This window comes from Vandammella animalimorsus (assembly GCF_002285285.1).
GTDB classification, from domain to species: Bacteria; Pseudomonadota; Gammaproteobacteria; order Burkholderiales; family Burkholderiaceae_C; genus Lampropedia; species Lampropedia animalimorsus.
In genome coordinates this window covers 145491-166743 of the sequence record NZ_NSJF01000002.1, presented here as the reverse complement: position 1 = coordinate 166743, position 21253 = coordinate 145491, and the positions used below count along the sequence as shown (strand labels likewise).

The window sequence follows — 21253 nt, the reverse complement described above, 5'->3', positions numbered from 1 at the left end:
TGCAGGGTGCATCACTGCAGCGCGCGCGCAGTGCCTGGCAGGCCAGGCGCTGTGGCGCGACTGCGTAATGCCCTTCACCGCGTCATGCGATCAAAAGCCATCGAGCGGCAGCTCGGTGACGCTGTGCGCACCATTGACGATGGCGTCGCGCAAGGCCTTGGTGCGCGGCAGGATGTGCTCGGCGTAGAAGTGCGCGGTGGTGATCTTGGCGTCGCAGAAGGCCTGATCCTGGCCCTTGGCGCGCTCGGCCTGCGCGGCCAGCAGGGCGCGGCCCAGGTTCCAGCCTGCCACCAGATTGCCAGCCAGCATCAGGTAGGGCACGGAGCCGGCGTAGGCGGCATTGGGGTTTTCGCGGCTATTGGCGACGATGAAGTCCACCACGTCCAAATAGGCCTGGCGGGCAGCGGCCAGCTCACGCGCCACGGCCTGGGCTGGCTCCGTGCCCAGCGCAGCGAGCTCCTGCTCGGTCTTGGCGATGCGCTCGGCAATGGCTTTGGCGACCTGCCCGCCATCGCGGCCGGTCTTGCGCCCGACCAAGTCGTTGGCCTGGATGGCGGTCGTGCCTTCGTAGATGGTCAGGATCTTGCAGTCGCGGTAGTGCTGGGCCGCGCCGGTTTCCTCGATGAAGCCCATGCCGCCGTGCACCTGCACGCCCAGCGCCGTGACTTCCTGGCTGATCTCAGTGCTGTAACCCTTGACCAGCGGCACCATGAATTCGTAGAAGGCCTGGTTTTCCTGGCGCACCTGGGCGTCCGGGTGGTGGTGGGCAGCGTCGTAGGCGGCAGCGGCCGTCAGCGCCGTGGCGCGCGTGCCTTCGGTCAGGGCGCGCATGGTCATCAGCATGCGGCGCACATCCGGGTGGTGGATGATGGGCGCGCTGCCCTTGACCGAGCCATCGACCGGGCGGCTTTGCACGCGCTCGCGCGCATAGGCCACGGCCTGCTGGTAGGCACGCTCAGAGACGGCAATGCCCTGCACGCCCACGGCATAGCGGGCGGCGTTCATCATGATGAACATGTACTCCAGGCCTCGGTTTTCCTCGCCCACCAGATAGCCGATGGCGCCGCCGTGATCGCCAAATTGCAGCACCGCCGTGGGGCTGGCCTTGATGCCCAGCTTGTGCTCGATGCTCACGCAGTGCACGTCGTTGCGATCGCCCAGCGAGCCATCGGCATTGACCAGGAACTTGGGCACCACGAACAGGCTGATGCCCTTGACGCCCTCGGGCGCGCCAGCCACGCGGGCCAGCACCAGGTGCACGATGTTTTCGGCCATGTCGTGCTCGCCGTAGGTGATGAAGATCTTGGTGCCAAAGACCTTGTAGGTGCCATCGGGCTGCGGCTCGGCGCGCGAGCGCACCAGCGCCAGGTCGGAGCCGGCCTGCGGCTCGGTCAGGTTCATGGTGCCAGTCCACTGGCCGGAGATGAGCTTTTCCAGGTAGGTGGCCTTGAGCGCATCGCTGCCGGCGGTCATCAGCGCCTCGATGGCGCCATCGGTCAGCAGCGGGCACAGCGCAAAGCTGAGGTTGGCGCTGTTGAGAATTTCCTGGCAGGCCGCGCCGATGGTCTTGGGCAGGCCCTGGCCGCCGAATTCGGCATCGTGCTGCAGGCCTTGCCAGCCGCCCTCGGCGTACTGTGCAAAGGCCTCTTTGAAGCCCGGCGAGGTGGTGACCTGGCCATCCTTCCAGCTCGAAGGCTGGGTGTCGCCCACCACGTTCAGCGGGGCCACGACATCCTCGTTGAACTTGGCGCACTCTTGCAACACGGCCTGGGCCGTGTCCAGGCCAGCATCCTCAAAGCCGGGCAACTGGGCCACGGCGTCGATGTTGGCCAGGTGCTCGATGTTGAACAGCAAATCTTTGACTGGGGCTTTGTAGCTCATGGAAATACCTCGAAGGCAGAGGGCACGGCGCGCACAGCGGGCGCGCCTCACATGGAAAGAAAAGAAAAAATGGCATCGCCAGGGATGCCATTCATTGGGTTCGGGCTGCTGGCCTGCATCCTGGGGCCCGCCATGGCAAGGCCCTGCCAGCCGCCCGCACCCGGGGGATTACAGCTTCTCGATCAGCTCGGGCACGACGGTGAACAAATCGCCCACCAGACCGTAGTCGGCCACAGAGAAGATCGGCGCTTCCTCATCCTTGTTCACGGCGACGATGACCTTGGAGTCCTTCATGCCGGCCAAGTGCTGGATGGCGCCGCTGATGCCCAGTGCGATGTACACCTCGGGCGCGACGATCTTGCCAGTCTGGCCGACCTGCAGATCGTTGGGCGCATAGCCTGCATCGACTGCGGCACGGCTGGCGCCGATGGCTGCGCCCAGCTTGTCGGCCAGCGGGGTGATGACTTCCTTGAACTTCTCCTCGCTGCCCAGCGCGCGGCCGCCGGAGACGATGATCTTGGCTGCCGTCAGGTCGGGGCGGTCGCTCTTGCTCACTTCGCGGCTGACGAAGCTGCTCTTGCCCGAGTCGGCCACGGCGGCCACGCTGTCCACTGCGGCAGAGCCGCCGCTGGCGGCTGCGGCGTCAAAGCCGGTGGCGCGCACGGTGATGACCTTCTTGGCATCGCCGCTTTGCACGGTGGCAATGGCGTTGCCGGCGTAGATCGGGCGCTCGAAGGTATCGGCGCTGACGACCTTGGTGATGTCGGAGATCTGCGCCACGTCCAGCTTGGCGGCCACGCGCGGCGCGGTGTTCTTGCCGCTGGAGGTGGCGGGGAACAGGATGTGGCTGTAAGCATCGGCCACAGCCAGCACCTGCGCGGCCAGGTTCTCGGCCAGGCCATTTTCCAGCGCTGCGCCATCGGCGTGCAGCACCTTGCTCACGCCAGCGATCTGCGCTGCGGCCTTGGCGGCCTCGCCCGCGTTGTGGCCAGCGACCAGCACATGCACCTCACCCCCGATGGCGGTGGCCGCAGCGACGGTGTTGAGCGTTGCTGCCTTCAGGCTGGCGTTGTCGTGTTCGGCAATTACGAGTGTCGTCATGGTGTTTTGTCTCCCGTCGATCAGATGACCTTGGCTTCGTTCTTGAGCTTGTCGACCAGCGTGGCCACGTCCGGCACCTTGATGCCGGCGCTGCGCTTGGGCGGCTCACTGACCTGGAGGGTCTTCAGGCGCGGCGCCACGTCCACGCCCAGGTCGGAGGGCTTGACGGTCTCCAGCGGCTTTTTCTTGGCCTTCATGATATTGGGCAGCGTCACATAACGCGGCTCGTTCAGGCGCAGGTCGGTGGTGACGACGGCCGGCAGGTTCACGGCAACAGTCTCCAGACCGCTGTCGACCTCGCGGGTGACGGTGGCCTTGCCATCGGCCAGCTCAACCTTGGAGGCAAAGGTGGCCTGCGGCAAATCGGCCAGCGCGGCCAGCATCTGGCCAGTCTGGTTGGAGTCGTCATCGATAGCCTGCTTGCCCATGATGACCAGGCCCGGCTGCTCCTTGTCCACCAGCGCCTTGAGCAGCTTGGCCACGGCCAGCGGCTGCACCTCGTCGGCGGTCTCGACCAGAATGGCGCGATCAGCGCCAATGGCCAGGGCAGTGCGCAGGGTTTCCTGGGCCTGGGTCACACCGATGGAGACGGCGATGACTTCGCTGACGGCGCCTTTTTCCTTCAGGCGCACGGCCTCTTCCACGGCGATTTCATCGAAGGGATTCATGCTGTGCTTGACATTGGCAATGTCCACACCGCTGTTGTCGGACTTCACGCGCACCTTGATGTCTTTATCGACCACGCGCTTGACGGGTACCAGGACCTTGGTCATTTCGTTGTCTCTCCTAATGGGGAAGCCCTGCCTTGGCAAGAGGATTTCGGCTTCAGGTTTTGAAAAATCGCAACGCAGGGCATTCTAGGGCCTGTTCACGGCTGCGCCGGCCAAACACGCCGTAGGCCATGCAGAGACTTTGAACAGGCTCTTATTCTTATAAGTCCTGCCAACGCGGCGGGCGCTTTTGCGCAAAGGCCTGCGCGCCCTCCTGCGCGGCAGCATCCATCATGTTGATGGCCATGGTCTGGGCGGCGAGCTGGTAGGCTGCCTCCAGGCCCATTTCCTGCTGGGCGTAGAGCAATTCCTTGCCGCGCGCGATGGAAATGCGCGGCTTGGCGACGATGGCATCCACCAAATCCTGCACCGCCGCATCAAGCTGCTCGGCCGGCACGACGCGGTTGAGCAGCCCGGCTTGCAGAGCCTGCTGCGCCGAGAGGAATTCGCCCGTGAGCAGCATTTCCATGGCCTTTTTCAGCGGCACGTTGCGCACCAGCGGCACGCTGGGCGTGGAGCAAAACAGGCCGTACTGGATGCCGCTGACGGCAAAGCGCGCGCTGTCGCTGGCCACGGCCAGATCGCACTGCGCCACCAGCTGGCAGCCGGCCGCCGTGGCGATGCCATCGACCTTGGCAATGACCGGCACCGGCAGGCGGTGGATGGCCAGCATGAAACGACTGCACTGCGCAAACAGCGCCTGGTACCAGGCCAGCTCCGGGTGGGCGGCCATGTCCTTGAGGTTGTGGCCGGCGCAAAAGGCCTTGCCGTTGCCGGCAATGACCACGGCGCGCAGCTGCGCGTCATCGGCCAGCGCCTGGAACTGGTTGATCAGCGCCTCCAGCATCTGGCCGCCCAGCGCATTGAAACGGCCCGGATCGTTGAGCGTGAGCTGCACCACGCCATGGGGCTGGCGCTCGACCAGCAGCAAGTCCTGTGAGGCCATGCGATCTTCTCCTTCCATGTGTGCGCCGTCCTGACTACAGACCGGCCAGCACGCGCACGTGCGCCTCGACGCAGCGCGCCAGTGCATCGGGCACATAGCCGCCTTCCAGGCTGGAGACGATGCGCCCCTTGGCATGGCGCTGGGCCACTTCGACGAGCTTTTGCGTGATCCAGCTGTAATCGCTCTCGTTGAGCATCAGCTGGCCCATGTCGTCCTCGTGGTGGGCGTCAAAGCCGGCGCTGATGAACACCATCTCGGGCTGGAAGGCCTCCAGCCGCGGCAGCCACAGCATGTCGATGATCTCGCGCACGTCCATGCCCTTGGTGTAGGCCGGCACGGGCACGTTGAGCATGTTCTCGCCCTTGGGCGTTTCGCCGCTGTGCGGGTAGAACGGGTGCTGGAAAAAGCCCACCATCAGGGCCTTGGGCTCCTTGGCCAGGATGTCCTCGGTGCCGTTGCCGTGGTGCACGTCAAAATCCACCACCGCCACGCGCTTGAGTTGGCAGCGATGCAGCGCATACATGGCGCCCACGGCCACATTGTTGAAAAAGCAAAAACCCATGGCCTTGTCGTGCTCGGCATGGTGGCCGGGCGGGCGCACGGCGCAGAAGGCATTGTCCAGCTTGCCTTCAACCACCAGCTCGGTGGCGGCCACCACCGCGCCGGCGGCGCGCAGCGCCGCGTTCCAGGTGTGGGGGCTGAGCATGGTGTCCGTGTCGATCTGCGAGTAGCCGTCCCCGCCGGCCTGCAGCTCTTCCTGCATCAGCAAGTCCAGCCCGCGCATGGCCGCCACGTGCATGCGGCTGTGCGCCAGCTCCAGGTCGTAGATGGAGGCCTTGGGCGCATCGTGGCGCTGCAGCGCATCGAGCACGCCGCTCATCAGCAGCCGGTCCTCGATGGCGTCCAGCCGGGCCGCACACTCCGGATGCACCGGCCCCATATCGTGCAGCCAGCAATCGCGGTGGGTGAAATATCCTGTGGCCATTGCATTGTCTCCGCTGTTTCTTTTGTTTACCATCGTGCGCTTTGATGACAAATCGCTACGGCACCGGGATGCGGCGTCGGCACTGTCACAAGCCCCCTGCCCCAATCCCATGGCACAGTTACTTTAACGTCAAAAATGCCCTACCAAGACCAAGTCGCCGCCGTGCTGGAGCAGCTCAACACGCTCATCGTCGGCAAGCCTGCCCAGGTGCTCGATGGCGTGACCTGCCTGCTGGCCGGCGGGCACCTGCTGATCGAGGACGTGCCCGGCGTGGGCAAGACCACGCTGGCACACGGCCTGGCCGGCAGCTTCGGCCTGCAATTTGCACGCGTGCAGTTCACCGCCGATCTGATGCCCAGCGACCTGACCGGCGTTTCGGTCTACGACCGTGCGCAGGAAGGCTTCGTCTTTCACCCAGGGCCGATCTTTTCGCAAATCCTGCTGGCCGATGAAATCAACCGCGCCAGCCCCAAGTCGCAAAGCGCATTGCTCGAAGCCATGGAGGAGCAGCAGGTCTCGGCCGAAGGCGCCACCCGGCCTCTGCCCCAGCCCTTTTTCGTCATCGCCACGCAAAACCCGCGCGAGCAACTGGGCACCTATCCGCTGCCTGAGTCGCAGCTGGATCGCTTTCTGATGCGCATCTCGCTGGGCTACCCCGACCGCGAGGCCGAGCGCCAGCTACTGCAGGCCAATGGACACCGCCAGCAGGTGCGCCAGCTGCGCCCGCTGGTGGATGCGCAAGACCTGCTGGCCATGCAACAGGCCGTGCTGCAGGTGTATGCCGCCCCGGCGCTGCTGGACTATGTGCTGGATCTGGTCGAGGCCAGCCGCTCGGGGCAATGGTTCGTGCAGGGCTTGAGCCCGCGCGCGGCCATTGCGCTGCTGCGCGTGGCCAAGGCCCGCGCCTGGATCCTGGGGCATGCGCACGTCTCGCCCGATGACGTGCAGGCCACGCTGGTGCAAACCATTGCGCACCGCCTGGTGCCTGTGTCGCAGGCTGGCCGCAGCGCCGCCGAGCAAGTGCAGGCCATGCTGCAGGCCGTGCCGCTGCGTTAAGGCCTGCGATGCCCGCGCCTCGCCTGCTGCCTGGCTCGCTGCGCCAGCGCCTTAACGCCTGGATCGAGCGCCGCCTGCCGCGCACGATGCACTGGCAGCTGTCGCAGCGCAACCTGTACGTGCTGCCCAGCGGCGCCGGCTGGATGCTGGGCCTGACGGCCGCATTGCTGCTGATTGCCGCCATCAATTACCAGATCAACCTGGGTTTTTTGTTCACCTTCATGCTCGCGGGCGTGGGTTTTGTCAGCGTGCTGGTGGCGCATGGCAATCTACGCGGCCTGCAACTGCACTGCCAGGAGCCGCCGCCCTGGTTTGCCCACCAGCCAGCGCGCCTGCCGCTGGTGCTGCAACACCCTGGCAAGGGCACGCGCTTTGCAATCGCGCTGCGCGCGCAAGGCCAGCCCGAAGACCACGCCAGCATGGTGGACGTGCCCGCCGGGCAGCCACTGGCCGTGGCGCTGGGCCTGCCGCCGCTGCCGCGCGGCCAGCACCCCTGCCCGGCGCTGAACATCGAAACGCGCTACCCCATCGGCGCCTTCCGGGTTTGGTCGATCTGGCGCCCCGCCGCCAGCTTGCTGGTCTATCCCGCGCCCGAGCCCAACGCCCCGGCGCTGCCAGCGCAGCACAGCGCCGGGCAGGCAGGCCTGGCCTCGGCGCGCACGCCCTCGTTCGAGATGGAGGGCTTTCGCAGCTACCAACGCGGCGACCCGATCAAATCCATTCTTTGGAAGAAAACCGCCACGGCCCTGGCCACCGGCAGCGGCGACTGGGTGCGCCGCGACCAGACCGAGCAGCAGGCCAGCGAGCTGTGGCTGGACCACGCCGCCACCGGCCTGCAGCACCCCGAGGCCATCCTCAGCCGCCTGTGCGCCTGGGTGCTGGCCGCCCATGCGCAAGAGCTCGTCTACGGGCTGCGCCTGCCGCAACTCCAAATCCCGCCGGGCCAAGGCCCGGAGCACATGCACCAGTGCCTGAAGGCGCTGGCGCTGAGTTGAACGCCGCCCGCGGGCCTGGCGATGCCCTGCCCGCACTCGGAGCGACACGATGAAGCACCGCCTCTCCCGCTGGCTCGACGCCCAGCCCCGCCAGACGCGCGACACCCTGTTCCTGCTGGCCGTGCTCAGCCTGCTGGCCCTGCAAATGGCGCGCGCGCTGCCCACCTGGGCCGGCGTGTTCGCGCTGGGCCTGCTGGCCTGGCGCTTTGCCCTGGCGCTGCGCCAGCGCCCCCTGCCCAAGCGCTGGCAGCTGGCGCTGCTGCTGGCCTTGGCGCTGCTGGGCGCGGGCTGGGAAGTGCTCACGCAGCAGTCGATCTCGGGCGCGGCGCTGACGCTGCTGCTCATGCTGCTGGCCCTGAAGACACTGGAGATGCACACCCGGCGCGATGCCCTGGTGCTGTTCTTCCTGGGTTTTTTCTGCATCGTCACCACGTTCTTGTTCAACCAGACCCTGCCCGTGGCCCTGTTGATGGTGCTGGTGTTCTGGGGCCTGCTGACGGCGCTGGTCAACGCCCACAAGCCCGTGGGCCGGCCGCCGCTGCGCGAGGCGGCGCGCAGCGCAGCGCTGCTGCTGCTCATCGGCCTGCCGCTGATTGGCACGCTGTATGTGCTGTTCCCGCGCTTTGCGCCGCTGTGGGGCATCCCCAATGCGCCCGGCCAGGGCCGCACCGGGCTGTCCGAATCCATGCAGGTGGGCACCATCAGCCAGCTGGCGCAAAGCCGCGAGATCGCATTGCGGCTGCGCTTTGCGCCCGGCTCGCCCATCCCCAGCCAGGGGCAGATGTACTTTCGCGGCCCGGTGCTCTCGCACCTGCAGGGCCGCCACTGGACGGCGCGCGGCGACCTGCCCGTGCAACCCCAGGCCGAGCCGGGCACGGCCTACAACCCCTTCGAGCCCGCCGGCCAGGCCGTGCGCTACGAGACCGTGCTCGAACCGCACGGCCAGCGCTGGCTGCTGCCGCTGGAATGGCTGCCCCAAGTCCAGCCACAGGCTGGCGGGCTGCGCAGCGCCCTCAGCCACGAGCTGGTCTGGAACAGCCATCGCCCGCTCAACAGTGCCACGCGCTACCAGGCCAGCAGCCATCTGGGCGGGCAGTTCGCGCGGCTGGCCAAGCCCACCCAACTGCGCCAGTACCTGCAACTGCCGCAGGATGGCAACGCACGCACGCGCGCCTGGGCCGCGCAACTGCGCGAGCAACACCCGCGCCATGCAGGCCCGGCGCAAACACTGGCGGCCGATCAGGCCCTCATCGCGCAGGTGCTGCAGCAGCTGCGACAAGAGGAGTTTCACTACACCCTGCAGCCGCCGCTGTACGGCCAGGACACGGCCGACGAGTTCTGGTTCGTGCACCGCCGCGGCTTTTGCGAACACATCGCCTCGGCCTTCGCCATCCTGATGCGCGCGGCCGACATCCCGGCGCGCATCGTCACCGGCTACCAGGGCGGCGAGCCCAACCCCATCGACGGCGTCTGGACCGTGCGCCAATCCGACGCCCACGCCTGGGTCGAGGTCTGGCTGTCCGAGCAAGGCTGGACGCGCATCGACCCCACCGGCGCCATCGCGCCCGAGCGCATCGAGCTGTCGCAGTCGCAGGCCCTGGACAGCGCCGGCGCCGACGAGCGCGCGCGCGGCTTTGGCGCCGGCGCGCGCTGGCTGCTGCGCCTACAGGCCCTGGGCGATGCCATCGACTACCGCTGGACGCAATGGGTGCTCAACTACGACCAAGGCCGCCAGCAATCGCTGCTGCAAACCCTGGGCCTGCAACGGCTGAATTGGTCACAACTGGCCTTGCTCATCGTCGTCCTGGTGCTGGCCATCGGCCTGGGCTATCTGGGCCTGCCGCAGCTGCTGCGCAGGCGGCAAGACCCCTGGCAGCGCCTGCTGGCACAAACCCGCCAACGCCTGGCCCAGGCCGGCCTGCAGCTGCCCGAGCATCTGCCGCCGCGCCGCATGGCCCAGGAGATGCAAGCATTTTTTGGCGTCCAGGCCACGGCCGATGCCGCACAATGGCTGCTGCTGATGGATGCGCAGCGCTACGCTGCCCAACCCCCGGCGTCCCTGGCCGAACTGGAACGCCGCTGGCGCCAGCTGCGCTGGCCCGCCCCACCCCCACCGTGATTGCCCCCATCCCCGTGTCTGCTCCCTTGCCTGCCCGACTTCGCGCCCCCGCATTGCCTGCCCGCGCCCGCTGGCGCCATGCGCTGGCCTGCGCCGCCCTGGCCTGCCTCACATGGCTGGGCGCAGCAGGCGCGCCAGCCCAAGCCCAGGGCGCAGCGCAAGACAGCGCCTGGGCCACGCAGCTGCACGACCTGGCCGGCAGCTTCGCCGCCGATCAAGACATTTCCGCCGAATGGGCCTGGAAGGTGCTCTCGCAAGCGCGACACAACGGCCGCGTCAAGCGGCTCATGACGCCCTCCGCCCAAAAAGCCCCCACGGTGCGCGATTGGCAGGCCTACCGCGAGCGCCTGATCACCGCTGCGCGCATCGAGGCTGGCGTGGCCTTCTGGCGCCGCCACCAGCGGCAACTGCAGGAGATCGAAGCGCGCAGCGGCGTGCCCGCCAGCGTCATCGTCGGCATCATCGGCATCGAGACCACCTATGGCCAGAACATGGGCAGCATCCGCGTGCTCGACGCCCTGGCCACACTGGCCTTCGACTACCCCAGCAACCACCCCCGCGCATTCGAGCGCAGCCAGTTCTTCCGCAAGGAGCTTGAGCAGTTTCTGCGCCTGTGCCACAGCAACGATCTGGACCCTTTGACCCTACAGGGCAGCTTCGCCGGCGCCATGGGCGTGCCGCAGTTCATGCCTTCGAGCTGGCGGCTCTACGGCCGTGACGGCAACGAAGACGGCGTGGTCGATCTGATCAGCAGCCCGCAGGACGCCATCGCCTCCGTGGCCAACTACCTGCTGGCGCACGGCTGGCGCGCTCGGCAGCCGGCCTATCTGCCAGTGGCCCTGCAGGCCCAGCCCGAGCAGCTGCGCGCCCTGCTGGCGCCCGACATCCTGCCCACCTTCGACCAGGCCACGCTGCAGCAGCTGGGCGCGCTGCCACAGCCGGCGGGCACGCAGTACGACGGCCTGATGGCGCTGGTCGAGCTCAAGAACGGCGCGCGCGCGCCCGAATACATCCTGGGCACGGAAAACTTCTACGCCGTCACGCGCTACAACCAGTCCAGCTACTACGCCCTGGCCGTGCTGCAGCTGGGCGAGGCCGTGCAGCAGCGCATGCAACAGCTGCAACCCCAGCGCCCGCCCGCGCCCAAGGCGGAGCCCTGAGAGCCTGTTCAAAATCTTTGCACGGCGGTCAAGAGAGCGGATTTTGGCGCTCTGCTTCGTTGCAAAGCCTCGCCATAGCCCCAGCCATGGCTGCGTTTTGCGCCTTGCAGCCCACCCCAAACCGCTTCTTGCCCACTCGCGCCGAGATTTTGAACAGGCTCTGAGAACGAACTTGCTCGCGCCGCACTCATCCCAGGATCGGCCACTTGCTGCGCACACAGAGCTTGCAGCCCATCCCAGCCTGGAGCGCACGGCAGCACAGCGAATGTGCATACAGGCATGACGCTTTGCGGCCGCCCGCATGGCTGCGGCACACACAGCGCCCGCCTTTACCAGATCAGGGGCGGTTTTCGGCCAAAATAGCGCATTTGCCCGTTTTTCGGGCGATTCTGGCTGTGCCCGGCCCGGGCCATGCCCGCTGCGCCCTTCATGGAGAGACCAGGTGATTGTTTTCAAAGCCCCTCAGGACAAGGTACTGTCGGTCCTGCAATCCATTGCCGGCATCGTCGAGCGCAGGCACACCCTGCCAATCCTGGCCAATGTGCTGCTGCGCAAGAATGGCAACACCCTGCAGCTGACCACCAGCGACCTGGAGGTGCAGATCCGCACCACGGCCGACCTGGGCGGTGATGCCGCCGCCGATTTCGCCACCACCATCGGCGCGCGCAAGCTCATCGAGATCCTGCGCACCTTCCAGCCCGATCAGGTCGTGACGCTGGAGGCCTCGCAGGAGCGCTTCATCCTCAAGGGCGGCAAGAGCCGCTTCACGCTGCAATCGCTGCCGGCCAGCGACTTCCCGCTGGTGCAGGAGTCGCCCAACTTCGGCCCGGCGTTTTCCATCCCACAGGCGGTGCTCAAGAACCTGCTGGGCCAGGTGTCCTTTGCCATGGCGGTGCAGGACATCCGCTACTACCTCAACGGCATCTTGTTCGTGGCCGAGGGCCGCACGCTCAGCCTGGTGGCTACTGACGGCCACCGCCTGGCTTTTGCCAGCGCCACGCTGGACACCGACGTGCCCAAGCAAGAAGTCATCCTGCCGCGCAAGACCGTGCTGGAGCTGCAGCGCCTGCTGCGCGACGTCAAGGCCCCGGCCGCCCCGGCGGGCGAGGGCAAGGACGATGCCGGCCCGATGATCCAATTCCAGTTCGCCAACAACCAGGCCAAGCTCAGCTTCAACGGGCTGGAGTTCGTCACCAAGCTGGTCGAGGGCAAGTTCCCGGATTACAACCGCGTCATCCCCGTGGGCTACGGCAATGTCGTCACGCTGGGGCGTCAGGCCCTGCAGGCCAGCCTGCAGCGCATGACCATCATGACCAGCGACAAATTCAAGGGCGTGCGCCTGAACTTCGAGCCGGGCATGCTGCGCATCAGCTCGGCCAACGCCGAGCAGGAGGAGGCGCAGGACGAGCTGGAAATCGACTACGGCGGAGGCAAGGTTGAATCCGGCTTCAACGTCAGCTACCTGCTGGACGTGCTCTCCAACATGCAGCAGGACATGGTCAGCATCGCCTTCGAGGACGGCAACAGCTCGGCGCTCATCAGTATCCCGGGCGATGCCAACTTCAAGTACGTGGTGATGCCGATGCGCATTTGAGGGCTTGTGCAAGCCACCGCCACATTGCTGCTGCACCACACCCATGGTGCAGCAGGCGTTTTGGGCCCACCGCCGCGTGCCTGCCGCCAGAGAAAGGAATTTTCATGACCGACGCCAAGCGCCCCGATCCCGCCGACACGCTCGAAGGCGTGCTGCCCCCGGCCCCGCCCTCGGACTACGACGCCGGCGCGATCCAGATCCTCGAAGGGCTGGAGGCCGTGCGCAAGCGCCCGGGCATGTACATCGGCGACACCTCCGATGGCACTGGCCTGCACCACCTGGTGTTCGAGGTGGTGGACAACTCCATCGACGAGGCCCTGGCGGGCCACTGCGACGACATCCTCATCACCATCCACGGCGATGGCTCGCTGAGCGTGCAGGACAACGGCCGCGGCATCCCCACGGCCATCAAGATGGACGACAAGCACGAGCCCAAGCGCTCAGCCACCGAGATCGCGCTGACCGAGCTGCACGCCGGCGGCAAGTTCAACCAGAACAGCTACAAAGTCTCCGGCGGCCTGCACGGCGTGGGCGTGAGCTGCGTGAACGCGCTGTCCTCCTCGCTGACCGTCACCGTCTCGCGCGAGGGCTTGCAGCACGAGCTGAGCTTCTCGCGCGGCAAGCTGCTTGATCGGCAGATCGAGGTCGTGGACGGCGTGCAGGTCTCACCCATGCGCATCATCGGCCCGGCCGAGCAGCGCGGCACGCGCGTGCATTTCCTGCCCGACACGGACATCTTTCAGCAGAACAACGAATTCCAGTACGAGGTGCTGGCCAAGCGCCTGCGCGAGCTGAGCTTTCTGAACAACGGCGTGCGCATCCGCCTGCTGGACGAGCGCACCGGCCAGGAGGACGACTTCGCCGGCAGCGGCGGCGTGCAGGGCTTTGTGGAGTTCATCAGCAAAGGCAAGCAGGTGCTGCACCCCACCACCTTCTACGCCAGCGGCAGCCGCCCGGCCGACAGCTACGGCGGCATCCCCGGCACGGAAATCGGCGTGGAAGTGGCCATGCAGTGGAACAGCAGCTACAACGAAACCGTGCTGTGCTTCACCAACAACATCCCGCAGCGCGACGGCGGCACGCACCTGACGGGCCTGCGCGCGGCCATGACCCGCGTCATCAACAAATACATCGAGGAAAACGGCCTGGCCAAGAAGGACAAGGTTGAAGTCAGCGGCGAGGACATGCGCGAAGGCCTGTCTTGCGTGCTCTCGGTCAAGGTGCCCGAGCCCAAATTCAGCAGCCAGACCAAGGACAAGCTCGTCTCCAGCGAAGTGCGCGCCCCGGTGGAAGACATCGTGGCCCGCGCGCTGACCGACTTCCTGCTGGAAAAGCCCAACGACGCCAAGCTCATCTGCGGCAAGATCGTCGAGGCCGCCAAGGCCCGCGAAGCCGCGCGCAAGGCCCGCGAGATGACGCGCCGCAAGGGCGTGCTCGACGGCATGGGCCTGCCGGGCAAGCTGGCCGACTGCCAGGAGAAAGACCCCGCCCTGTGCGAGATCTACATCGTCGAGGGCGACAGCGCCGGCGGCAGCGCCAAGCAAGGGCGCGACCGCAAGTTCCAGGCCATCCTGCCACTGCGCGGCAAGATCCTCAACGTCGAGAAAGCGCGCTACGAGAAGCTGCTCTCCAGCAATGAAATCCTCACCCTCATCACCGCCCTGGGCACCGGCATTGGCCGCACCGTGGGCGAGGACGGCAAGGGCGGCGCAGACGACTTCGACGCTGCCAAACTGCGCTACCACCGCATCATCATCATGACCGATGCCGACGTGGACGGCGCCCACATCCGCACCCTGCTGCTGACCTTCTTCTACCGCCAGATGCCCGAGTTGGTCGAGCGCGGCCACATCTACATCGCCCAGCCGCCGCTGTACAAAGTCAAGGCAGGCAAAGAGGAGCTGTACCTCAAGGACGCCCAGGCGCTGGACCAGTTCCTCACCCGCATCGCGCTGCGCGACGCGCGCATCCTGCCGCGCGAAGGCGCCCAGCCCATCGAGGGCGAGGCGCTGGAAAAGCTGGCCGCCACCTACCAAAAAGCCCAGGGCGCCATCCTGCGCCTGTCCACCTACATGGACGGCCAGGCCCTGCAAGCCCTGGCCGACGGCGTGCCGCTGCGCGCCGACACCCTTCAGGACATGCAGCACACCGCCGCCGCGCTGCAGCAGCATTTGAGCGACCGCACCCGCGTCACCGAGCAGGCGCAGGTCGAGGCCCTGATCGACCCGCGCACCGAAAAACCCGTGCTGCGCATCAGCCGCCGCCACCACGGCAACATCAAAAGCAGCCTCATCCCGCAGGACTTCGCCAAAAGCGCCGACTACCACACCCTGGCCCAGGCCGCCCAGGCCCTCAGCGGCATGCTGGGCGAAGGCGCCAAGGTGCAGCGCGGCGAGGGCGAGCGCATGAAAGAGCAGGAGGTGGCCAGCTTCCACCAGGCCATGCAATGGCTGCTGGCCGAGGCCGAGCGCACCACCAGCCGCCAGCGCTACAAGGGCCTGGGCGAAATGAACGCCGAGCAGCTCTGGGAAACCACCATGGACCCGGCCGTGCGCCGCCTGCTGCGCGTGCAAATCCAGGACGCCATCGAGGCCGACCGCATCTTCACCATGCTCATGGGCGACGAGGTGGAGCCGCGCCGCGACTTCATCGAAGCCAACGCCCTGCGCGCGGCCAATATCGACGTGTAACTGGCTCAAGCGTCGCCGGCCGGCTCCTGGCCGGTGCGGTGGATGCGGTATTGCGCCAGTGGTCTGCCGTGCTGCAGGTGCTCGTCGACGATGTGGGCGATGGCGTCCTCGTCCAGGCGGCCGTACCAGATGCCATCCGGGTAGACGATCATCAGCGGGCCGTGGTTGCAGGGGTATTGGCAGCTGGTTTGCAGCGCCATGACGCCGCGCTGCAGCTTTCCGCAGGCGCGCAGCCGCTCGGTCAGCTGCGGCCACAGCGCCGCCGCGCCCAGCGCGGTGCAGCGCGGGCCCAGGCACAGCAGCGCGTGGCGCTGGTGCGGCGGGATGGTGGACCAGGCCGCCGGGTCGTGCTGCCAGCGCTCGGGCGTGGTCTGGGTGACGTCGGGCAGGGCCTGGGCCTGGTCGATCTGGCGCGCCAACAGCTCAGGCAGGGCCGCTTGCTGCCAGATGCCGGGCGCAAAGACGATGGGCGGCAACGCCGCCAGGGCCTCTGCCCCGCTGGCCTGCTGGTGGCGCCAGCGCTGGGCGACTTTTTCCAGCCAGCGCAGCAAGGCGTTCTCGCCCGGCAGAAAGAGCGGCTGCACGATGATCTGGCGACAGGGCAGGCATTGCGTCAGGGCCTCGGGCAGTGAGGGGCTGGCGCGGTCGGCAAAGGCGATGACGATGCGGGCCTCGGGCAGCAGCGCGCGCAGTGGTTCGGCCAGGGCCTGAAGTTGCTCGCGCGCGGCCGCGCCGCTGCTACCGCGGCCGAGCACGATGACGCCCAGCGGGCGCGGGTCATGGCTGGCAGTGCAGGCATGGCTGGCGGCCTGGGCCGCAGCCTGCGGCTCAGCATCGATCGGGGGCATGGGCTGGCGGTTCTGTGGGCTCATCGGATGGGGCGCCTGGCAAGGCACCGGACAAGGCACCTGGCAAGTCATCGGGCAGGAATTCGATCAGCGGCTTGCCGGTGCGCGGGTTGGGCCGCACCTGGGCGGGCACGCCATAGACGCGGGCAATGGTGGCGGCGTTCAGCACCTCGGCCGGCCGGCCCTGGGCGGCAATGGCGCCGCCTTGCAGCAGGTAGATGCGGTCGCAGTAGTGCGCGGCCAGTTGCAGGTCGTGCAGCGCGGCCAGGGTGCTCAGCCGCAGGCTGCGCAGCAGGTTCATGAGCTCGAACTGGTGGCGCACGTCCAGGTGGTTGGTGGGTTCGTCCAGCACCAGCAGGCGCGGCTGCTGGGCCAGCGCGCGCGCCAGCAGCACGCGCTGCTGCTCGCCGCCGGAGAGGGTGTCGAAGCGCCGCTGCGCCAGCGCCTGGGCACCCACGCGCGCCAGGGCCTGGGCCACGATTTGCAGGTCCTGGGCGCTGTCGCGCGCCAGCGGGCGCTGGTGTGGGATGCGCCCCATGAGCACCACTTCGTGCACGCTCAGCGCAAAGGGCGGGCTGCCCTGCTGTGCCAGCACGGCCATGGTCTGGGCGGCGCGGCGCGGCGTTTGCTGCCACAGGTCGCAGCCGCCCAGCAGCACCTGGCCGCTGCTGGGCGGCAAGGTGCGGTAGATCATGCGCAGCAGCGTGGATTTGCCGCTGCCGTTGGGGCCGAGCAGGCCGACCATCTCGCCGCTGTGCACCTGCAGGCTGACCTCGCGCACGATGTGGCGCGCAGCGGCCTGCCAGCTCAGGCGCTGGGCGCTCAGCTCCATGGCGCCCCCTGTGCGCGGCGGCCATCGCGCTGCAGCATCCAGACGAAGAAGGGCCCGCCCAGCAACGCGGTGATGACGCCAGCGGGCACTTCGGTGGGCGCAAAGGCCAGGCGCGCAAAGGCATCGACCCAGATGAGAAACAGCGCGCCCAGCAGCGCCGCCACGGGCAACACGCGGCGGTGCTCGGCGCCCACGAGCATGCGCGTGATGTGCGGCACGACCAGGCCGACGAAGCCGATCGGGCCGCTGACGGCCACCATCACGCCTGTCAGCAGCGAGACGGCCACGAACAGCCGGCGCCGCAGCGCCGTGGTGTCGATGCCCAGCGTGGCTGCGGTTTCGTCGCCGGTGAGCAAGGCGTTCAAGGCCTTGGCCTGCAGCGCCAGCCACAGCGTGCCCAGCAGCAGCACCAGGCTGGGCAGGCCCAGCTCGTGCCATTGCGTGCCCGCCAGGCTGCCCAGCGTCCAGGCCATGACGGCGCCGGCCAGGTCGCGCTGGTCGGAAGTCAGCACGATCAGGCTGCTCAGGCCAGCCAGGCAGTAGCCGATGGCCACGCCGCCGAGCACCAGCCGCGTGGCCGAGAGCCGCCCTTGGGCATGGGCCAGCGCGTACACGGCCACGCAGGCGGCCAGCGCGCCGCCAAAGGCGCCCAGCGGCAGTGCCAGGCCGCCGGCCGCGCCCAGCAGGCCCAGCGCCAGCACGCCAACTGCGCCCAGCGAAGCGCCCGAGGACACGCCCAGCAGATAAGGGTCGGCCAGCGGGTTGCGCACCATGGCCTGCATGCTCACGCCGACCACGGCCAGACCGGCGCCGACCACGCCGGCCAGCAGCACGCGCGGCATGCGCAGCTGCCAGACGATTTGGCGCTGCGCCTCGCTCCAGGCGCCGCGCGGCAGCTGAAGGCCCAGCGCGCGGCCGATTTCGTGCGCGGCGATGGCCCAGGCATCGGGCGCGGCAATGGGCACCGGGCCGAGCGTGACGGCCAGCGTCAGCGAGACGGGCAGCAGCGCGGCCAGCAACAGCAGCCAGCGGCTCCAGGCGCGGGGGCGCAGGCGATGCAGAACCATGGCCATCAAGGCCCAAACCGCTGCGGGTGCAGCGCCTGGGCCAGGGTGCGCACGCGCGCGACGTTGCGCGGCCCGGGCGTGGCCTCGGCGTAGTCGAGCACGATGAAGCGTTTGTGGCGGATGGCCGTGACGTGCTGCAGCTCGGGCTTGGCCAGCAGAAAGTCGATCTTGCCCTGGGCGTCGGGCTGGTCGTAGTCGATGACGACGATCCAGTCCGGGTTGCGCTGCACCACGTCCTCCCAGTTGGCCTTGGGCCAGTTGGCCGGGATGTCGGCAAACAGGTTGCGCCCGCCGGCGGCCTCGATCATGGCGTGGGGCATGCCGTAGCGGCCGGCGGTCTGCGGCACGTCCTGGCCGCTGTCGTAGACGAACACCAGCGGGCGCTGCGCCACGCCCTGCACGGCGGCGACGGTGGCGGCCAGCTCCTCGCGCTGGGCCTGCACCAGCGCCTGGGCCTGGGCCTCGATGCGGAAGATGCGCCCTAGGTTGAGCATGTCGGCAAAGGTGTCCTCCAGCGAGACGCGCTCGCGCGCGACCTTGCGGATGCACGATTCGGTGAGCACGTAGCTGGCAATGCCCAGCTCGGCCAGCAACTGCGGCGTGACGCCGCCATCGCGAAAGCCGTAGCTCCAGCCACCGAAGACGAAGTCGGCCTCGGCGGCAACGATGCGCTCCAGGTTCATGCCGCGCGGCGAGAGGTTGGGCGCCTGCGCCAGCGCAGCCTGGAACTGGGGCGCCACGCGCTTGCTGTCGCGCAGGCCGCTGTAGCCCACCAGGCGGTCGCCCAGGCCGAGGAACAGGAACATCTCGGTGAGGTTGACGTCGTGCGTCACCGCGCGCTGCGGCACCTTGTCGTAGGTCACGCTCTGGCCGCAGACCTGCACGGTCACTGGCGCCACGGCCGTGAGCGGGGCGGCGCTGGCTTGCACCTTGCCCTGTGCTTGGCCCTGCGCCGCGCCGTCTGGCTGCTGGCCGCATGCGGCCAGCGCCAGCGCGCCCAGCAGCGCCAGGGTGCGCGCTGCGCGCCAGGCGCCGGCTGGCCTGGTTTTTTCAGCCGAAGGCGATATCAAAACATCCATTCGGCCGTCAGGTCAAAGCGCCGCGCGCCGCCGAGGAGGGCCTGCGAGCCGGAGATGGCGCGGTTGGTGTACTGCTTGTCGGCCAGGTTGCGCGCCTGCAGGCGCACGGTCGCGCCGGGCCGCAGTTGCCAGGCCAGCGCGGCATCCCAGACGGTGTGGCCGGGCGTGCGCACGGTGTTGGTGTTGTTGGCAAAGCGCGCGCCCACGTACCGCGTCCCCAGCGAGAGTTGCCACTGCCCATGCCATTGGCCCAGCCGCAGGTGGCTCCACAGGTTGGCGTTCTGGCGCGGCACGTTGGCCGGCTGCTTGCCGCTCAGATCCTCGCCGTTGGAGGCCCGCAGCTCGTCAAAGCGCGCGTCCACCCAGGCCCAGTTGCCCTCCAGCTGCCAACGCGGGTGCGGCCGCAGCACGGCCTGCAGCTCCAGGCCCTTGGCGCTTTGCCGCCCGCCCTGCACCGACAGGCGCGGGTTGTCGGCATCGCGCGTGATGATGTCCTTCTTCTCGATGCGGTAGGCTGCCGCCGTCCACTCGCCCAGGCCCTGGCCGAATTGCTGCTTCAGGCCCACTTCCAGCTGGCGCGCCGTGCTGAGCTTGAAGTCGCGGTTGGCCAGGTTCAGCGTCAGCATGCTGGTGATGGGGTCGTGCCCTTGTGAGAACTGGCCGTACAGGCTGGTGCCGGCGCCAAGCTGGTGCGTCAGGCCCAGGCGCCAGGCCGTGCCGCCCAGGGTCTTGTCAAACGGCGTGCCGCGCACGCGCTCATGGCGCGAATAGCGCGAGACGTCGCGGCGCAGCCCGGCCAGCACCAGCCAGCGCGGCTGCACCTGCCAGGCGTCCTCCAGGTAGAAGGCGTGAGCCGTGGTGCGGGTATCGAACTTGGGCAGCGTGGGATCGGGGCTGTGCCAGAAGCCGTGCTGCGGCCAGCGCGCCGGCACCGTGGAGCTGCCGCCATAGGGCGCGTTGTTGGTGTGCGTGAAGTCGGTGCGCGAGACCTCCCAGCCGGCCACGGCGCGGTGCGCGCCCAGTTCCAGAACGGCCTCCAGGCGGTTGCCCAGCTGGCCCATGTCGTGGCCGATTTCCAGGTAACTGCTGCGCGCCACCGTGTCCGTCTGCGGCTCGTAGCGGTAGCTCTCGATGTTCTTCCAGTGGCGGTGCGCGCTGAAGCGGTACAGCTCGTTGCGCAACGTCAGCCAGTCCTGGGCCTGCCACTGCGCACGGGCGCGCAGGCGGCGGTCCTCGTAGCGCACGATGCTGTCCTCGCTGTTGTAGTTGCGCTGCTCCAGGCCAGGAACAATGCGCCCATCGTGCACCGGGCTGCCGAAGTAGCGCTCGGGTTTGTCCATACTCAGATCGGCCAGCAAATCGACCTGCCAGCGCGCATCGGGCTGCCAGCGCAGCGTGCTCATTAACTTGCCGCCGCTGCTGCGGCCCAGCTCGCGCTGGCCGGTGGCGCGGTGGCCGTACACATCCAGGCGGTAGCTGAACTGCTCGCCCAGCGCGCCGGTAGCGCCCAGGCCGGCGCGCACCGCGCCATGCTGGCCAGCGCCCAGCAACAGCTCGTGGCCGCGCGTGCGGCTGGGCTGCTTGCGCACCGCGTTGATGGTGCCGCCCACGGTGCCGCCGCCATAGACGGTGGCGGCCGGGCCGCGCAGCACCTCAATGCGCTCATAGCCCCAGCTGTCGCTGGGATAAGTCACCGTGCCCGAGGCCACGCCCAGGCGCAGTCCATCCTCGGCCACGCCCACGCTGTTGACGCCGCTGAAGCCGCGCGTGGTGAAGGCCATGCCGCCATTGCCGGGCGCGCCCTGCGGCGTCATGCCCGGCGTGCGCGCCACGATGTCGGCCAGCGCATGGTCGCCGCGCTGGCGCCAGGTTTGCTCGTCCTGCGAAGCCAGGCTGGCAGGCAGCTGCTGGGCGTTCAGGCCCGTGCGGCTGCCCGACTCCGACGGCTGGGCCAGGCCCAGGGCGCTGGCAGGCGGCTGGGCCTGCACCTCGACGGTGGGCAAGGTCTGCTGCGCCCAGGATGCGCAGCAAGCGCTGCCCAGCACAGCGGCTGCAGTCAGACGCAGACGCGCGCGGGCGGGCGCGGGCGCGCAGCGCCCTCCTAGGGTCGGCCAGAGCGAGAGAAGAGAA

Annotated in this window: 16 protein-coding genes; 6 read left to right on the top strand and 10 right to left on the bottom strand. The window is 68.2% G+C overall.

All coding sequences use genetic code 11. The features are described from left to right. Positions 1-90 precede the first annotated feature (90 nt). From CK620_RS04100 to CK620_RS04080, 5 genes are all read right to left on the bottom strand, one after another. Positions 91-1881 (bottom strand): acyl-CoA dehydrogenase C-terminal domain-containing protein, encoded by a 1791-nt coding sequence (locus CK620_RS04100; protein WP_095549239.1) that lies wholly within the window; start codon positions 1879-1881, stop codon positions 91-93. Positions 1882-2049: 168 nt separating this feature from the next. Continuing rightward, positions 2050-2982, bottom strand: coding sequence for an electron transfer flavoprotein subunit alpha/FixB family protein (locus tag CK620_RS04095; RefSeq protein WP_095549238.1), 933 nt, complete (start codon positions 2980-2982; stop codon positions 2050-2052). Between the two features lie 20 nt (positions 2983-3002). Next, a complete protein-coding gene (locus CK620_RS04090) occupies positions 3003-3755 on the bottom strand; it encodes an electron transfer flavoprotein subunit beta/FixA family protein (RefSeq protein WP_095549237.1) in 753 nt (250 codons plus the stop codon). A 157-nt stretch (positions 3756-3912) separates the two neighbouring features. Next, positions 3913-4698 (bottom strand): enoyl-CoA hydratase, encoded by a 786-nt coding sequence (locus CK620_RS04085; RefSeq protein ID WP_179290570.1) that lies wholly within the window; start codon positions 4696-4698, stop codon positions 3913-3915. Positions 4699-4732: 34 nt separating this feature from the next. Continuing rightward, positions 4733-5683 (bottom strand): histone deacetylase family protein, encoded by a 951-nt coding sequence (locus CK620_RS04080; protein ID WP_095542229.1) that lies wholly within the window; start codon positions 5681-5683, stop codon positions 4733-4735. Positions 5684-5818: 135 nt separating this feature from the next. Between CK620_RS04080 and CK620_RS04075 the strand changes: the two genes are divergently transcribed. The 6 genes from CK620_RS04075 (at position 5819) to gyrB (ending at position 15297) form a co-directional block, all read left to right on the top strand. Then, a complete protein-coding gene (locus CK620_RS04075) occupies positions 5819-6739 on the top strand; it encodes an AAA family ATPase (RefSeq protein WP_095549235.1) in 921 nt (306 codons plus the stop codon). Between the two features lie 8 nt (positions 6740-6747). After that, positions 6748-7734 (top strand): DUF58 domain-containing protein, encoded by a 987-nt coding sequence (locus tag CK620_RS04070; RefSeq protein ID WP_095542231.1) that lies wholly within the window; start codon positions 6748-6750, stop codon positions 7732-7734. Positions 7735-7783: 49 nt separating this feature from the next. Then, a complete protein-coding gene (locus tag CK620_RS04065; RefSeq protein WP_095549234.1) occupies positions 7784-9853 on the top strand; it encodes a transglutaminase TgpA family protein in 2070 nt (689 codons plus the stop codon). A gap of 14 nt (positions 9854-9867) precedes the next feature. Beyond that, positions 9868-11013 carry a lytic murein transglycosylase B gene (gene mltB, locus CK620_RS04060; protein WP_238946007.1) on the top strand — a complete coding sequence of 382 codons (1146 nt, stop codon included), beginning with the start codon at positions 9868-9870 and terminating at the stop codon, positions 11011-11013. 442 nt (positions 11014-11455) lie between these two features. Beyond that, on the top strand, positions 11456-12607 hold the full coding sequence (gene dnaN, locus CK620_RS04055; protein WP_095542234.1) for a DNA polymerase III subunit beta: 1152 nt from the start codon (positions 11456-11458) through the stop codon (positions 12605-12607). A 104-nt stretch (positions 12608-12711) separates the two neighbouring features. Next, on the top strand, positions 12712-15297 hold the full coding sequence (gene gyrB, locus CK620_RS04050; protein ID WP_095542235.1) for a DNA topoisomerase (ATP-hydrolyzing) subunit B: 2586 nt from the start codon (positions 12712-12714) through the stop codon (positions 15295-15297). Positions 15298-15302: 5 nt separating this feature from the next. Here gyrB and CK620_RS04045 read toward each other — a convergent pair whose 3' ends face one another. From CK620_RS04045 to CK620_RS04025, 5 genes are read right to left on the bottom strand one after another with little or no spacing between them, the layout of a single operon-like run. Further along, a complete protein-coding gene (locus CK620_RS04045; RefSeq protein WP_095549573.1) occupies positions 15303-16145 on the bottom strand; it encodes a (2Fe-2S) ferredoxin domain-containing protein in 843 nt (280 codons plus the stop codon). Continuing rightward, a complete protein-coding gene (locus tag CK620_RS04040; RefSeq protein WP_095549232.1) occupies positions 16126-16977 on the bottom strand; it encodes a heme ABC transporter ATP-binding protein in 852 nt (283 codons plus the stop codon). The genes CK620_RS04045 and CK620_RS04040 overlap by 20 nt, the downstream gene beginning before the upstream one ends. Continuing rightward, positions 16968-18044 carry a FecCD family ABC transporter permease gene (locus CK620_RS04035; protein ID WP_238946006.1) on the bottom strand — a complete coding sequence of 359 codons (1077 nt, stop codon included), beginning with the start codon at positions 18042-18044 and terminating at the stop codon, positions 16968-16970. Before CK620_RS04035 ends, CK620_RS04040 begins: the two co-directional genes overlap by 10 nt. A 5-nt stretch (positions 18045-18049) precedes the next feature. Continuing rightward, entirely contained in the window at positions 18050-19123 is a 1074-nt protein-coding gene (locus CK620_RS04030; protein WP_095549230.1) for an ABC transporter substrate-binding protein, read from the bottom strand. Continuing rightward, positions 19111-21126, bottom strand: a complete 2016-nt coding sequence (locus CK620_RS04025) for a TonB-dependent receptor (RefSeq protein ID WP_238946005.1) — start codon at positions 21124-21126, stop codon at positions 19111-19113. Before CK620_RS04025 ends, CK620_RS04030 begins: the two co-directional genes overlap by 13 nt. Positions 21127-21253 lie beyond the last annotated feature (127 nt).